Origin of the sequence: Enterovibrio makurazakiensis, from assembly GCF_050336585.1 — a bacterium.
Taxonomy (GTDB): domain Bacteria; phylum Pseudomonadota; class Gammaproteobacteria; order Enterobacterales; family Vibrionaceae; genus Enterovibrio; species Enterovibrio gelatinilyticus.
In genome coordinates this window covers 72,520-86,903 of the sequence record NZ_JAKJSE010000020.1, presented here as the reverse complement: position 1 = coordinate 86,903, position 14,384 = coordinate 72,520, and the positions used below count along the sequence as shown (strand labels likewise).

The window sequence follows — 14,384 nt, the reverse complement described above, 5'->3', positions numbered from 1 at the left end:
CATGGAAGTGACTTATCGATACGCCAATGCCTCACGCGTCGGTTCCAACAGCCAACAAACGGACATGTCGTTTTCACCGGATTTATCGCGCCCACCGACCTTTTTTGTTGGGGAGCTAAAAGACAAACGACGTTTTCGAGAAGCCATGTCCAGCTTGCATGATGTGGTCATTTCAGACATGCGCTTTAAGCCGAAAAACCGCGAGGAATACCAACGTTGGTTGGCGGGTGAAGAAGAACGGTTGCTGGCAGAATTCGTTAGCCAATCGGGGAAAGTGAAAGCAGAACTTGACGCAGTCAGTTCGGAACTCGCTGATATGAACCGCCAAGCTGGCGAGGTACTTGCGCCTTACTACAAGGCACAAAACACCTACTTTGATTACCTCTATAAGAACGACATGGACGCTTGGTACGTGCTCGATCCGGTGATCACTATTCATCCCGATCAGGTCTTTTTTGAATGCTTTTCTGAAGATGAGTCCAGCTACGGTAAATTGAGTTGCCAATACGATGTGTTCGCCAATGTTTCTGAGCAAGCTTATGGCACTACTAACATCGATTACTCCACCAAACTGTATAATGAGTTTCAAAAAATCCGCGATTACCGCACCACACTGCTAAAAATCGACCCTGACGGGTTCAATATCCAAACCTCTGGCGGTGCAGAGTACGACGAGAAAAAGATCGACTTACCCGAAAGCTGGGTGCGTGGTTTCTTGCAAGTCAGTTCGGCAATGACGCTACCAATGACCACATTGCGGCTTCAACCGATGGACATTCACAACCTGTGCCTGCAACTTAAACGCAAAAAAGAACGCGTCGGCCCTCGATCCATGCGTTTCGAGCTCAACCCGGGGCAGCCTGTTCAAGTGGTGATGGAACCGTGGGGCGATGTAATTCGCTTTGACCGTTCCATTTACCAAGGCAACACAGCGCGCACTGTCCGTGTATGGGGACGCCGCCGATTGCTTATTCTGGAACGCTTATTACCCATTGCAGATCACTTCGATGTCCACCTGATGGGCGATGGAATGCCGTCTTTCTATGTCGCCAACATGGGCCCGCTCACGTTTACGCTCGGGCTGTCGGGTTGGAGTGCGAACGATTGGTCTCAAGCAGGGAATTTCGATTTGCTTGCGCCGCGTGAAACCGTGGATCAACTCACCAGCCAGCGCGTGTATCAAGCCCTTGAGCAAACACATCAAGAAAGTGCGCAAAGCCTAGCTACTCGCCTTCAACTTGATATCAGCACCGTGAAATCCGCCCTCGCGCAATATAGCCAACTGGGGCTGGTGTTGTATGACATGACCAATGACGTGTATCGGCTGCGCGCGCTCTACAACGCACCAGTCGATTTGGATGAAATTCGTTTTAATAATGAACGCGAAAAGAAAGCCGCGAATTTTGTGGCTGCGAAGCTAGTGACCATTGATAAGGCTGAGTCCGATCAACAGGGGCAAGAACTCGTCGGTACCGTGATGGACAATGCCCACGAATACCATGTGGCGTTGAGTATCGATAATGACCAACGGTTGGTGAAAGGCGAGTGCCAATGTCATTTCTGGCATCAAAACAAACTCCGCCAAGGCCCTTGCGAACATATGCTCGCACTGAGACTCACGGTGTCAGAGGAGCGCCTTTCATGAATTTTATTGCGAGATTTGCATCACTCTTTTACTGCAACACTCTTGAATCAAAACGATCGACCTTGCATGCTGGCGACTCAGATTTTCGTGGTTTGAATACAACAGATTCAAACCACACCCCATTTGGTAGCGCGACGTTAGAACCTTGCATCGCGAATGGTGGATCACCATTCTGGTACAAAGACTACCCACGCGTCACTGAGGCAATCTTAACTGGGCCGTACTGTCACCTATATCGCTATTGCGGTATGACTTCAAAGAAGTCAATGAGCGATATAGGTAACGTACGGCATCGAGTTGATTCCCTCAGTACTAAGAACTCTTCGAAGGAAGTTGTCGCGCTACCAAACCCTCTTTCTGCGCTCCGCACTTTTCTGTTTTCTCCCGATGTCTCCTTAGCCAAGGAGGGTATTTACCATGTCTAATGAACAACAAAACGATTCCCCTATTCAAGATCCATCACCAAAGCTGACGCGCCAAGAACTCTACGACCGCGTAAGACATGTGGGCAAAAACAATTACATTCTCAGTGAAATGACTCGCTTGGGTTTCTGGCAGAAAAACGCCGAAAAACCGACGTTAGCTGAAGCTTTTATTGAGAAACGATCGTCGCTACAAGCCAGACTTCGCGAACTCAGTAAGGAAAATGCACTCTATTCCGATCCAGAAAAAGCGTTAAAAGCGCTCCATGACGAACGCAAAAAAGCGGCGTTGGAAAAACGCGAGCAAACAAAACGAGACCGAAACACGGCGCGCTATAAGAGAGCATTCTCTTGGTACATAAAACAAGGTGAGACATTCACCTACCTGGGTGAGAACGTTTCAGCGGGATTGGAAGATAAAACCTCACAGGAAGACAGGCTTACGGCCCAAAAACTGCCTGTTTTTGCCCATGCAGGTGCCGTGGCTGACACAATGGGCGTTTCCACCAGCGAATTGCGTTTTCTTTGCTATCAAAAAGACGTGTCAACAATCTCCCACTATCAAGATTTTGCCATCACGAAAAAGTCGGGCGGCATTCGCACCATTTCAGCGCCGATGCCACGCATGAAACGCGCGCAATATTGGTTGCTCGACAATGTGTTGAACAAGTTGGCAGTTCACGATGCCGCACATGGCTTTGTGTCTGGCAGAAGCATTGTTTCGAATGCCGAACCACACATTAAGAAACGTGTCGTGATTAATTTAGACATGAAGGACTTTTTCCCTTCGGTCAGTTACAAGCGCGTAAAAGGCATGTTCAAGCAACTTGGCTACAGTGAAGAACTGGCCACAACGTTTGCCTTACTCACCACAAAGCCGGCAACAGAAGCGTTAGACATGGATGGGAAAACATGGCACGTCGCTTTGGGGGAACGCACATTGCCACAGGGTTCACCTTGCAGCCCAGCGATAACGAATGTGCTTTGCCGACGTCTTGATGCTCGCCTAAAAGGCATGGCCGAAAAGCTTGGATTTACGTATACCCGCTACGCCGATGATCTCACCTTTTCCAATGATGATGACAGCCAAGTACAAGCACTCCTATGGCGCTGCAAACAAATCGTATCCAGCGAAGGGTTTGTTATTCATCCAGATAAAACACGCGTGATGCGCCGCCATCAGAAACAGGAAGTGACAGGCGTTGTCGTTAACGATGGGCTGTCCGTGGAAAGAAAAACCTTGAAGCGTTTTCGTGCAGTATTAAAACAAGTAGAGCTTGATGGCCCTGAAAACAAGCATTGGGGACACGGTGAACTTTTTCAAAGCTTGGCGGGGTATGCAAACTTTGTTGCCATGGTGAACCCAGAGAAAGGGATCCCACTTCAAAAATCCGTGATCCACATAAAACGTCAGCATGATATTCCCGTGCCGACAGGCAAAGTGAGCGCACTCAACAAGAAGCTGTTCCGCATCAAAGCGGCGAAAGGTGAAACCCCAAGAGAGGATTGGTGGCAACCTATAGATAAATCAGCGCCAACACTGGAACTCACGCCCCAACAAATACAAAACAAAAAACGAGAGGCAATAGAAGAAGCTCGACAGCAATACGATGGCAATGTTGATAAGCGCACACAGCACACTGATAACGATGACTCTCTAGAGCCCGGCGAGAAAAAGCATGGCATCGGGTTTTGGATTTTCGCCATCATCTTCTCGCCAATCATTTTGATCGTGGCATTGTCCCGCGCCTCTACAACAGCCAAAATTGCGTTGGCAGCTTCACTGTTCTTTTGGATGTATTACTTCTTTATGTAATTTGTCTCGCTCTTTTCAAGAACTCCAGCCCTGAATAAGTGCCTTAAGCGCTCAGGGCTTAGTTTCTCAAACTTGGTTTCTCAAACTTAGTTTCTCAAGCTTGGTTTCTCGAGTTTACTTACCCATTTGGCGCTCAGAGATTGATAAATACACGGTCCTTATTCTCATTCTGACAACCGTCGGCACTCCGTGGCATAATCTCACTCAATCACAACGATCAATAACAAAAGAAAACGACAATGAAACTGATTGATAAATTGGCTTGGCTTACGATCAAAGACGGCAAACTACTGGCCGTACGCTCAAAAGGCAAAACACTGTTCTACCTCCCGGGCGGTAAGCGCGAAGCAGGCGAAACCGATGAACAAGCGTTGATGCGCGAAATCAAAGAAGAACTGTCTGTTGATTTGGTGGCTGAAAGCCTCAAGTATGTTGAGACTTTCACTGGCCCTGCGGATGGCAAAGCGGAAGGTGTATCTGTGCAGCTGACCTGCTACTTCGCCGATTACACAGGGGAACTAGAAGCCGATGCTGAAATCGAAGAACTGGCGTATTTGGGAACGGCTGACGAAGCCATTACCTCGAAAGCAGCATGGGTTGCTCTTGAGTGGTTGATTCAACAAGGCCATATCACCCAATAATTGCTTGCTATAAAAACGCGCCCGCATGGCGCGTTTTTTGTCTTTACTTGCCAATCAACAACCATTGCGTACTAGCCACCATAGAGCTGATCAATCACCCCTTGAAAGCCGGGTTTCACTGAAAACAGGCCGCCTATCCCATGCTCAGACGCAACTGCATCTTGCGGCGCTCCCCCTTTAGAAGTCGTAATATACAAAGTGTCCAAATGCTCTCCACCAAACGCACAGCACGTGGGTTTATCTACGGGAATTTCAATAACCCTATCAATCACACCTTGTGGGCTGATACGTACCACGCGCCCGCCGTCCCATTCTGCATTCCAAACACCGCCATCACTATCAACGCAGGACCCATCGGGTAACCCCGGCTCGGCATCGAATCGCATCAGGGTTCGTGTCGTTGTGGCAATGGCTTTCTTGGCATCATATTGATACTCAATAATCTCGCCATTTGGCGTATCGGCGAAGTACATGCGATTATCATCGGGGTGAAAACAAATACCATTGGCACAAGCTACATTCTCTATTAAGGTTGTGACCTTATGGTTCTTAGAGAGATGAATCACACTCGAATCAGCCTCAAACGTCCCCTCATTCATACCTCCCACGACAAAGTTTCCTTCACGATCCACCTTGCCATCATTTAAGCGTGAGTGGGGGTTACTAGGCTCAAACCAATGAAGACATTCGAGCTCGCCATGTTGGAGGTCAAACAGCGAAATGCGATCGTTAAACGCCACCACGAAGCCACCTTGAGATCGAGGTGCAAAACTGCACACAGGGCTTGGCATGTCTTGCACTTGGTGCAGTTGGGTCTTGGGATCATATGACCAAATTTTGCTGGCAAACATATCTGTCCAACGGACCTTTCCATCGCGGTGATCCCAAAAAACACCTTCACCATGATCGTTATTACAATCAAGGAGTAGCTCTGCCACTTTCATACAACGTCCATTGTTCTTGTTATCAACTAAACCGTTGGCTATCTTAGCTTTTATTGTCAGAGCAACGCTACAACAGCAGATGCATAAATGTCTCTTGGTCAGATTCCGTGACATGGAACGTTGTCACCAAGGTTGCGGAATCTTGTGGTGCTAACGATCCCATTCTCCCATGCCATTCCAGTTCGCAATAGGGGTATGCGGAAGAGTTGTACACTTCAAAGGCATGCTCATGCGCATACTCTGTCGCTTCAAATAGCGTTTCGACAGAGGAAGTGAGCAACACGCCTTTCGAGGTGTGTTCAATGGGGCAATATGCGAAGGAAACGGGCGAATCAGGGTGCACACCGACTTTAAACTCGTTGTCGTCATCGCAACGCACCAGCCCATGCTTTCCTACTGTTTGCAGATTGTTGGCGGGTTCACCGAAGTCCGTTTTTACTTCTGTCGCATCAACTAGCGCAAAAGCAATGGTGGCATTACGCTTCAACATCATCACTGACCAGCATCCAACGTTTACGGTTTCCACACTTTCATTGGTGATCTGATGATGTATTTCAAACTGCCCCTCAATGTCTTCAGACAATGACACCGTTCTGGTAATCACCAATCCATCGGGGCTTTTAGGGCTCGTCATTTTTACAGAATGTGAGCCTAACATTTCAACCTGATATTCCGCCGAATCCAGCGCAGGTATTGGTCCTTGATCCTGCCAGTAACGTTCCGGTGCAAGCCACGTTTTTTCGCCGCCCCACAAAGGGAAAGGCACGTGTTTAGCACGCGTAGGAAAGATGTCTAACGCCCCAGTCGATGGATTTGCTGTTAATCCTACCAAGTCTGGGTTGGTAAATAATAGGGAGTGGCCTTTATACACCACGTCCATCAAACGTCCGCCGATGCCGGGCACCAAAATCAACGATAAATCGCCACGTGTCAGCGCAGCCTCTTTCCAAGTATTTTTCACGGTCATCCTTTGTATCCCCAAATGCCAGTCACACTACTGGTTTAGTTTCTAAGTCTTATCGTTATTTTTATGCGAGGTGATCATACGCATTCCGTATATTTCGCTTTGGCTATTTTCTTAGAATCAAAAAGAAAGTGATGTCTGACGTTTTCATCAAATCAATGCAATACGCCCTTATAGGCACTCTTGGTAGATGAAGATACTTTGTCGCCATTAAATAGGATTATCTTCAGAAAAACGCCCAATTTCACTCGCTATGCTGCATATCAATACACATTTATAATCAGTTATTTAGCGCCATTCTCGGGATTGATACGCCACACAACATTGCGTAAACCCCTGACATATTGAATGCTTAAGCTAGTCGTTAAGTCTTGGATAATGTCTTTTGCAGGTTGTTTGCCACTTATGTGACCATGTATCAAAAGTGCCCGAACTTGAAGAAAATCAAGTCGCGATTTGCCGCGTCTGTGGTGGACAAATTATAGAAGGCGCAAAACATAATGACGATAAAGTCATCGCCTTCGCGATCACCGCTAGCATCCTATTACTCTGCTCACTTCTATTTGAACTCATTTCGTTTTCCCGCCAAGGTCTCGTCCAATCTATGGGGTTGATGGATGTGTCACTCGTGATGGTGAAACACCAGTACGAACCGCTGGGGGCATTAATGGCAGCCACCATCACTATGCTGCCTGCCAGTCTTCTGGTGTTTGCGTTTGTCTTACATACTCCGCTTCGAAAACTACTGCCAACGTCTCTGCAAATACTCATGACGAAGGCCATTTTCTTTTGCAAAGACTGGAGCATGCCAGAGATTTTTCTGGTGGCCGTGCTCGTCAGTTTAGTAAAAATCACGTCGTTGGCTGACATTGGAATGGGGTTGTCGTTCTGGGCATATATTGGGTTTGTGGTGTTCTTCTTGATGACCATGCTCAAAACCAATCGACAGAATTTGTGGGACAGCATTTCTCACCATTCCAAATACCCTCAATATCCAGCTAGCGGCCGAGCCATCGACGCAGGCATTGGTGGTTGTCACACCTGTGATTTGGTCACCAAAGAGTCTGAATGCCCGCGTTGTCACAGTGCGGTTCACCCTCGAAATCCGCAAAGTGTGCAGAAAACCCTGGCATGGCTAGCAACCGCATTTTTGTTGTATATCCCCGCCAACATTGAGCCGATCTTGATTACCGTTTTTCTTAACTCGCCTGAACCATCAACCATCATTGGTGGTGTGGCTGTTCTTATTGAACATGGGTCTTACCCCATAGCGATCGTTATTTTCGTGGCGAGCGTGATGCTCCCACTCGCCAAGATGGCAGCGTTCGCGCTGTTCTGTTGGGTCGTCTCCAAGCAGATCAATATCTGTCGCTTGTCGTTTACGCAGATCTACACGATTGCGGAATTTTTAGGGAAATGGTCGATGATTGATGTGTATGTCGTCGCCATTTTGGCTGCCTTGGTACAACTATCAGGCATGATGGAAATCTTGCCCGGTATCGGCGCAGTATATTTTTCACTGATGGTGATTGCCTCTATGATCGCCGCGCACAATTTTGACCCCAAACTGCTCTGGGATTTAGAGCAGAAACGAGCCAATAAGGAATAATATGGCAGAGGCAGATAACGCCGTTATCACTCAACGCAAAGGCATTTCGAAAATCTGGATTGTGCCCTTCATGGCGCTCGTTTTGGGTATCTGGATGGTCTACGCCTACCTTGATGACAAAGGCACCATGATCACCATAGTGATGCCAAATGCTGAAGGCATCAGCCCGGGAAAAACCCAAATCAAAACCCGTAGCGTTCCCATTGGTTTGATCACCGAAATACACTTAACAGAAGATCGTCGCCAAGTTGAAGTCACGGCGGAAATTGATAAAGGTTACGATGATCTTCTCACCGAAGATGCGCAGATTTGGGCTGTGCAACCGCGCATAGATCAATCTGGCATTAGTGGCTTGGGGACGCTCCTTTCTGGTATTTACTTTGAATTTCGCCCCGGCAATGCAGAAGAAAGCAGTGATGAATTCACGGTTTTGCCCGAACCGCCTTTGGTGTCGATGAACCTGAAAGGAAAACGCTATGAACTCGTCAGCTATAACGCAGATGCCATGGCGGTCGGTTCACCGGTTTACTTCAAAGGTTATAACGTTGGCACCATAGAAAAGGCCGAGTTTGATTGGCAAAAACAAGTCATGAACTACCAAGTCTTTATTCAAGACCCCTACCACAACCTCATCACCGAAAAGACGCTATTTTGGGTTGAGACCGGTTTGGAAATGGATCTGTCAGCCGACGGGCTAAGTGTGAGGGCTGGGCCGCTGACAAAGTTTGTGGATGGCGGTATTACCTTTGGTGTGCCTGATCGTGAAGCACCTGGTGCGATAGCAAAAGAGAACACTCAATTTGTATTGAGCAAAAGCTACAGCGAGAGCTTAGAAGAACGCTACCCTGAATTCCAATACTATGTGGTCATGTTTGACCATTCTATTCGAGGTTTACGCGCTGGCGCCCCCGTCGAATACCGTGGTGTTCGCATTGGTACTGTTGTAGAAGTGCCTCTAGATGAAGGAAAAGATGGCGCACCAGTACTCGTGACAGAAAATAACACTGACATTCCTGTACTCATTAAAATCGAGTTTGCTCGTATCAATGAGAATGTCACGCTTGCCGAGAATTTTTGGCGAAAGAACATCAACACCTGGCTCGAGAAAGGCCTTCGAGCCTCTATGGAAACAGGCAGTTTCGTTACGGGGGCTTTATTCGTAAATGTGGATTTTTATCAGCGAGACCTCAAACCTTACACCTCCAGCTTCGGAGGATATAGTGTCATCCCAAGCACGGCACATGGCTTTACCCAACTTACCGATCAAATGTCTGGCTTCCTCGATAAGCTCAATGCCTTAGAGATAGAGAAAACCCTCGCGCGTATCGACGAGACCTTGGCATCTTTCTCGTCACTCGCTGGCTCAACAGAAAAAATAGTCAGCAACGCAAACATCGAGAGTGTGCCAAAAGAAATCACCGCCAGTTTGGAAGAGTTACAAACCACGCTGGAGAGCTATCAAAAAGGATCACCACTCTACAACGACATTCAGAATGCGATTCAATCCATGGAAGTCTTGATGAAACAAATACAACCGTTGGCAGAAGAGCTGAGTGAGCACCCCAACATACTGATTTTTGATAAACCCGATGAAGATGACGTTCAACCTAAAGCGCGAGGTGCTAACCAATGACACTTATACGAGCCATCACAAGGCTAGCATTTGTCACTGCTTTTATAGTGCTTAACGGCTGTTCAACACAAACAGAACGCAAGGTGTCTTACTACCAATTCGACATTGTCGCAGAAGACAAAGTGGTCACTTCTCCAGAATCTAAACCTCAGCTTATTATCAAAGAAGTGGATATGTACGCTGGCCTTAACGAGCCCGGCATGGTGCAACGCTTAGATAACTATCGTGCTCGTGCGGCTACGTGGCACCAATGGGCAATACTACCTTCTGATATGCTGGAGTCGGCCACTGCGAATTTGTTGTCGCAGCAGCTATCAGGTTGGTTAATTCTGATAGAAAAAGACGGTGATATTCCGCAAACTGAATCCGCTGAAAAAGCCAGCTATGCCGTGCGTATTTTTGTTGAAAGATTTAATGGTGGGTTGAACGGCGATGCAGAAGTGGTCGGCAGTTGGTCGCTTTACAATGCTGATCAACAATTGGTAATAAAGAACACCTTTAATAAGTCTGTGCCCTTAAAGCAAGATGGGTATGCAGGGTTAACGCAAGCGCTGCAAGTCGCCTGGACAGAAGTCAGTGATGATATTGCACGTTATCTATTAAGCCGGCAATAAACTCGTTTTCTGGTTTAATCGCTGTAGCTAATTCACCCACACTACAATGTGTCAATAAAGTGTATTTTCCACATGGGAACTACGCATTATTTTAGAGTATCTGCACGACTCACACTTCAGATTGATTGAGTGATGAACATCAAAAATCTAACGATTGCTTCAACACTGAATGATTCCATTAAGACATTGATATAACAACACAATGCATATTGCCTCACGTGACATAACGCATGTATTTTGTGTCACAATTTCACCAAGCCTCAATATTTCTCTTATTCAACACACTCTCTCACTCATGAACCACACTTCACTCGTACTTCATCGCTCAATAGCGTCTCACTGACTAAATACAGCACTGGATCGATTCATTAACAATGATATACGCTGAAAACCAGACACTTAAACGAGAGTCACCTTCAAATGTTAATTACTTTTAGACGATTCCTTCATAGCGAGGAGGGTGTAACTGCCATCGAATACGCGATCATTGGTGTTGCGATGTCTTTCATTGTCTTATCAGGATTTATTGATGGAAGTCCGCTGCCTGAGGCACTTGAAGATGCTTTCATTGCCATTAAGGACAACATTGTTGCGGCGAATTTAACATAGCGTAAGTCCGCCTTAGCATAGCTCGTAAGCCACTTCAGCCTATCAGCGCTACCATTTAAAGAAAAAACGCACCATCAACGGTGCGTTTTTAAGTATATTTTGTATGTCAGGCGACAGTGCCGCCTTCCCTGTTTTAACGCGGCATCACGCCCATCTGATCGAAGCAAAACGCATACACGTCCGCGGTTAAATCCATCACCTTGTGCGTCGGCATACCTGCGCCGTGACCTGCATTGACATCAATGCGAATCATCACTGGGTTTTCACCACTGTGTTTCGCTTGAAGCTCGGCAATGAATTTATAGGAATGCGCAGGAACAACGCGATCATCATGATCGGCAGTTGTCACTAACGTGGAAGGATAGCTGACGCCTGCTTTCACATTGTGTACTGGCGAATAGCCCAGCAAATAATTGAACATGGCTTCACTTTGCGCCGATGTGCCGAAGTCATACGCCCAACCTTCACCTGAAGTGAACGTGTGGTAACGCAGCATATCTAGCACACCAACCGCAGGCAATGCGACGCGGAATAGTTCCGGGCGTTGAGTCATACATGCGCCCACCAGCAAGCCACCGTTTGAACCACCGCGAATAGCCAGTTTTTGAGATGACGTATAGTTTTCGGCAATCAGGTATTCCGCAGCCGCAATGAAATCATCAAACACATTTTGCTTTTGCTGCTGCGTGCCCGCATCGTGCCATGCTTTTCCATATTCACCGCCACCACGCAAATTCGCTACGGCATAAATACCGCCCATTTCTATCCACGAAGCAACATTGGGGTTGAATGCGGGTTCTAAACTGATATTGAAGCCGCCATAGCCATATAAAATGGTGGGATGGCTACCATCCAGCGTGATCCCCTTGCGATAACAGATCGTCATCGGGACTTTTGTACCGTCTTTCGAGGTATAAAATACCTGCTTAGATTCAAGTTGCGTGCTGTCTATCACGCAGGCGCTGCGACGATATAACCCGGCTTCTCCCGTCTTTGGATCAAAACGGTAAGTATCACTGGCGGTGGTGTAGTTCGTGAAGGTGTAATACAGCGTTTTATCTTTTTCGCGCCCACTAAAGCCGGACGCACTACCAACACCTGGCAAGGCAATATCACGCACAAATGTGCCATCTAACTGGTATTGTTTTACCTGTGTTTGCACATCCACTAAATAGCTAACAAACAGGTAACCCGCGCCTGTTTCAATGCTCAGTTCGTCATTCGTTTCAGCGATCAGGTCTTGCCAGTTGCTCTGTTGTGGCGAGCTTGCAGCAACCTTTACAACACGTCCCATGGGAGCTTTTAAGTTGGTGTAGATCAGAAGTGAGCCATTGTGGTGTTCAATCACATCACTGTCAGCACTGTCGTCGTCGGTCAAGCAAACCAAAACCGAAGGGGTGTCTTGCAAATCCTTCACGTACAGCATGTTGCCAGACGTCGCATTCGCTCCACTGATCACGAGGAAGCGATCATCTTCGGTGGTGTAACCACCCACGTAACGGTATTTCGGGTCCCCTTCTCCACCGAATACCAGTTCATCATCCGATTGAGCAGTGCCCAGCGTGTGAAAGTAGAGTTTGTGATGTTCAGTGCGCGCCGATAATTCACTGCCTTCAGGCTTATCGTAAGTAGAATAGTAGAAGCCTTCGCTGCCTCGCCACTCAATCCCCGAAAACTTCACGTTTTCGATTTTGTCAGTCAATAGCTCGCCTGAAGTCGCATCCATCACGTATATCGTGCGCCAATCACTTCCACCCTCTGAGGTGGAATAGGCAATTTTCTTATCGTCACCCGAAAAACGAAGCTGATCTAGCGAGGTCGTGCCTTCCTCACTCCAAGTATTCGGATCGAGAAAAACAGTGGCATCTTCTGCCGAGCCTTGGGTACGAAACACCACCGCTTGATCTTGCAAACCATCATTGCGGTAGAAATACGTGAATTCTCCACGAGTAAATGGGGCGGACTCTTTGACGTAGTTATTGGCCATTTCCAGTCGTGCACGGATAGCATCGCGAGACGGTATGGTCCGTAGATAGCCAAACGTCACCTCGTTTTGAGCATCTACCCAAGCTGCGGTTTCTTCACTTAAATCATCTTCTAGCCATCGATAGGGATCGGCAACGTCGACTGAGAAATAGGTATCGATCGTGTCGTCTTGGCGCGTTTTCGGATAATGAAACATCGCTTACTCCTTGCTGTGCTTATGGCTTCATCATATCCAAAGCACCTGAATACTGCGCAGGTTTGTCCAATAAAAAACGTGACAAATTGTTGATAACCAACGCAGCACATCGTTTCCGAGACCATCAGCCTGCGGCTAGAATGACGAACCTCCCCCTTTGTGGCATCTCAACAACGTTTTAAAAAGAGAGGTAATTTACTTGAATTTCTTTCCCGATCGGGCTTGTTCTTGAACGGTGTTAACCATCTTGCTGAATGCGCGATCTTTGGCGCGTTTTTGTGCCAACGTGGCACTGTTGTGAGCATCTTCTCGCAATAACTTGTGGAAGTTATCTAACCTTCTGGCTGAGATTTCACCCTTTTCCAGCGCGTCTAACACTGCACAGCCCGGTTCATTTTGATGCTGACAATCTTGAAACCGACAGAGGCTTGCGAGAGACTCAATGTCCGCAAACGTGAGTTTAATACCTTCCTTTGCATCACTGAGTTGAAGCTCGCGCATTCCAGGGGTATCCATCAACAAACCGCCTTCAGGAAGCCATTTAATGGCGCGATAAGTCGTGGTGTGTCGCCCTTTACTGTCTTGTTCGCGAATTTCCCCTGTATCCATCTGCTCGCTGCCAAGTAGGCCATTTACCAATGTGGATTTCCCAACGCCCGATGACCCCATAAAGGCAACGGTTCTTCCTCGTCGACAGTAGCTTTTCAATACGTCGAGTTCATCAGACGCAAGCGCATTGACACAATAGACACTCAGCAGTGAATCTAGACTTTGCACTTGTTGACGATGACCATCTGCGTCAGCACATAGATCTGCTTTCGTTAACACGATCACTGGCTCAACATTTGTTTCCTTAGCAAGTGCTAAGTATCGTTCTATCCGATTGAGGCTAAAGTCGTCGTTAAGTGAGCTAACGATAAATACGGTATCAATATTGGCTGCAATGAACTGGCGAGCGCGAGCGCTTCCTACTGCTTTGCGCTGAAATAGGGATTGCCTTTCGAGAACGCGAAGTAGGCGATCTCCGTTGAATACAACCCAATCCCCCACACAAATTCCGTCGATGTTCGGGTTGAGCGATAGCCGCAATGCGTCGTTGCCAGCCAATACAACCACTTCCGTTTTATGGTGTTCAATAACACGCCCAAGCGAGCAGTGTTCAAGCTCTTCCAGCGTCAGTTGTTGCTGAAAGAAAGGACGCATACCTAAATCAACTAATGTTGGCGTTTGCATAAAACCTTCTTACCAATAATTCGGATTGTTGAGCGCCGCGGTACAGCGAGTAAGTAATTCATATTGCCTTTC

The 14,384-nt window shown here is 47.3% G+C and carries 12 protein-coding genes; 8 read left to right on the top strand and 4 right to left on the bottom strand.

Annotation, left to right across the window (positions count from 1 at the left end):
• Nucleotide 1 precedes the first annotated feature (1 nt).
• The 4 genes from L4D06_RS15960 (at nt 2) to L4D06_RS15945 (ending at nt 4,524) form a co-directional block, all read left to right on the top strand.
• The gene (locus tag L4D06_RS15960) at nt 2-1,645 is read left to right on the top strand and encodes an SWIM zinc finger family protein (RefSeq protein WP_429740390.1); all 1,644 of its coding nucleotides are present in this window, start codon (nt 2-4) and stop codon (nt 1,643-1,645) included.
• Nucleotides 1,642-2,070 (top strand): hypothetical protein, encoded by a 429-nt coding sequence (locus L4D06_RS15955; RefSeq protein ID WP_429740389.1) that lies wholly within the window; start codon nt 1,642-1,644, stop codon nt 2,068-2,070. Before L4D06_RS15960 ends, L4D06_RS15955 begins: the two co-directional genes overlap by 4 nt.
• Nucleotides 2,063-3,883, top strand: a complete 1,821-nt coding sequence (locus L4D06_RS15950; RefSeq protein ID WP_429740388.1) for a reverse transcriptase family protein — start codon at nt 2,063-2,065, stop codon at nt 3,881-3,883. Before L4D06_RS15955 ends, L4D06_RS15950 begins: the two co-directional genes overlap by 8 nt.
• 239 nt (nt 3,884-4,122) lie before the next feature.
• Nucleotides 4,123-4,524, top strand: a complete 402-nt coding sequence (locus L4D06_RS15945; RefSeq protein ID WP_429740387.1) for an NUDIX hydrolase — start codon at nt 4,123-4,125, stop codon at nt 4,522-4,524.
• A gap of 71 nt (nt 4,525-4,595) precedes the next feature.
• Here L4D06_RS15945 and L4D06_RS15940 read toward each other — a convergent pair whose 3' ends face one another.
• Both L4D06_RS15940 and L4D06_RS15935 read right to left on the bottom strand, forming a co-directional pair.
• Nucleotides 4,596-5,468: an SMP-30/gluconolactonase/LRE family protein gene (locus L4D06_RS15940; RefSeq protein WP_429740386.1), complete on the bottom strand. Its 873-nt coding sequence runs from the start codon at nt 5,466-5,468 to the stop codon at nt 4,596-4,598.
• 67 nt (nt 5,469-5,535) lie between these two features.
• Nucleotides 5,536-6,429 (bottom strand): hypothetical protein, encoded by an 894-nt coding sequence (locus tag L4D06_RS15935; RefSeq protein ID WP_429740385.1) that lies wholly within the window; start codon nt 6,427-6,429, stop codon nt 5,536-5,538.
• A 388-nt stretch (nt 6,430-6,817) separates the two neighbouring features.
• Here L4D06_RS15935 and L4D06_RS15930 point away from each other — a divergent pair, with 388 nt between their 5' ends.
• The 4 genes from L4D06_RS15930 to L4D06_RS15915 all read left to right on the top strand — a co-directional run bounded on the left by L4D06_RS15930 (nt 6,818) and on the right by L4D06_RS15915 (nt 10,897).
• The gene (locus L4D06_RS15930) at nt 6,818-8,041 is read left to right on the top strand and encodes a PqiA/YebS family transporter subunit (RefSeq protein WP_429740384.1); all 1,224 of its coding nucleotides are present in this window, start codon (nt 6,818-6,820) and stop codon (nt 8,039-8,041) included.
• A 1-nt stretch (nt 8,042) separates the two neighbouring features.
• On the top strand, nt 8,043-9,674 hold the full coding sequence (gene pqiB, locus L4D06_RS15925) for an intermembrane transport protein PqiB (protein WP_429740383.1): 1,632 nt from the start codon (nt 8,043-8,045) through the stop codon (nt 9,672-9,674).
• Entirely contained in the window at nt 9,671-10,288 is a 618-nt protein-coding gene (locus L4D06_RS15920; protein WP_429740382.1) for a PqiC family protein, read from the top strand. Before pqiB ends, L4D06_RS15920 begins: the two co-directional genes overlap by 4 nt.
• A gap of 420 nt (nt 10,289-10,708) precedes the next feature.
• Entirely contained in the window at nt 10,709-10,897 is a 189-nt protein-coding gene (locus L4D06_RS15915) for a Flp family type IVb pilin (protein WP_429740381.1), read from the top strand.
• A gap of 133 nt (nt 10,898-11,030) precedes the next feature.
• Here L4D06_RS15915 and L4D06_RS15910 read toward each other — a convergent pair whose 3' ends face one another.
• Together L4D06_RS15910 and rsgA are read right to left on the bottom strand one after the other, a co-directional pair.
• Entirely contained in the window at nt 11,031-13,079 is a 2,049-nt protein-coding gene (locus L4D06_RS15910) for a prolyl oligopeptidase family serine peptidase (protein WP_429740380.1), read from the bottom strand.
• Between the two features lie 195 nt (nt 13,080-13,274).
• Complete coding sequence (rsgA, locus tag L4D06_RS15905) at nt 13,275-14,312, bottom strand: ribosome small subunit-dependent GTPase A (RefSeq protein WP_429740379.1); 1,038 nt, start codon at nt 14,310-14,312, stop codon at nt 13,275-13,277.
• Between the last annotated feature and the right edge of the window lie 72 nt (nt 14,313-14,384).

Excerpts from the sequence above, each read along its gene's own strand:
- L4D06_RS15945 (WP_429740387.1), top strand. The coding sequence starts at position 4,123 with ATGAAACTGATTGATAAATTGGCTTGGCTTACGATCAAAGACGGCAAA.
- L4D06_RS15940 (WP_429740386.1), bottom strand. The coding sequence starts at position 5,468 with ATGAAAGTGGCAGAGCTACTCCTTGATTGTAATAACGATCATGGTGAA.
- L4D06_RS15955 (WP_429740389.1), top strand. The coding sequence starts at position 1,642 with ATGAATTTTATTGCGAGATTTGCATCACTCTTTTACTGCAACACTCTT.
- L4D06_RS15920 (WP_429740382.1), top strand. The coding sequence starts at position 9,671 with ATGACACTTATACGAGCCATCACAAGGCTAGCATTTGTCACTGCTTTT.
- L4D06_RS15915 (WP_429740381.1), top strand. The coding sequence starts at position 10,709 with ATGTTAATTACTTTTAGACGATTCCTTCATAGCGAGGAGGGTGTAACT.
- L4D06_RS15960 (WP_429740390.1), top strand. The coding sequence starts at position 2 with ATGGAAGTGACTTATCGATACGCCAATGCCTCACGCGTCGGTTCCAAC.
- rsgA (WP_429740379.1), bottom strand. The coding sequence starts at position 14,312 with ATGCAAACGCCAACATTAGTTGATTTAGGTATGCGTCCTTTCTTTCAG.
- pqiB (WP_429740383.1), top strand. The coding sequence starts at position 8,043 with ATGGCAGAGGCAGATAACGCCGTTATCACTCAACGCAAAGGCATTTCG.
- L4D06_RS15910 (WP_429740380.1), bottom strand. The coding sequence starts at position 13,079 with ATGTTTCATTATCCGAAAACGCGCCAAGACGACACGATCGATACCTAT.
- L4D06_RS15950 (WP_429740388.1), top strand. The coding sequence starts at position 2,063 with ATGTCTAATGAACAACAAAACGATTCCCCTATTCAAGATCCATCACCA.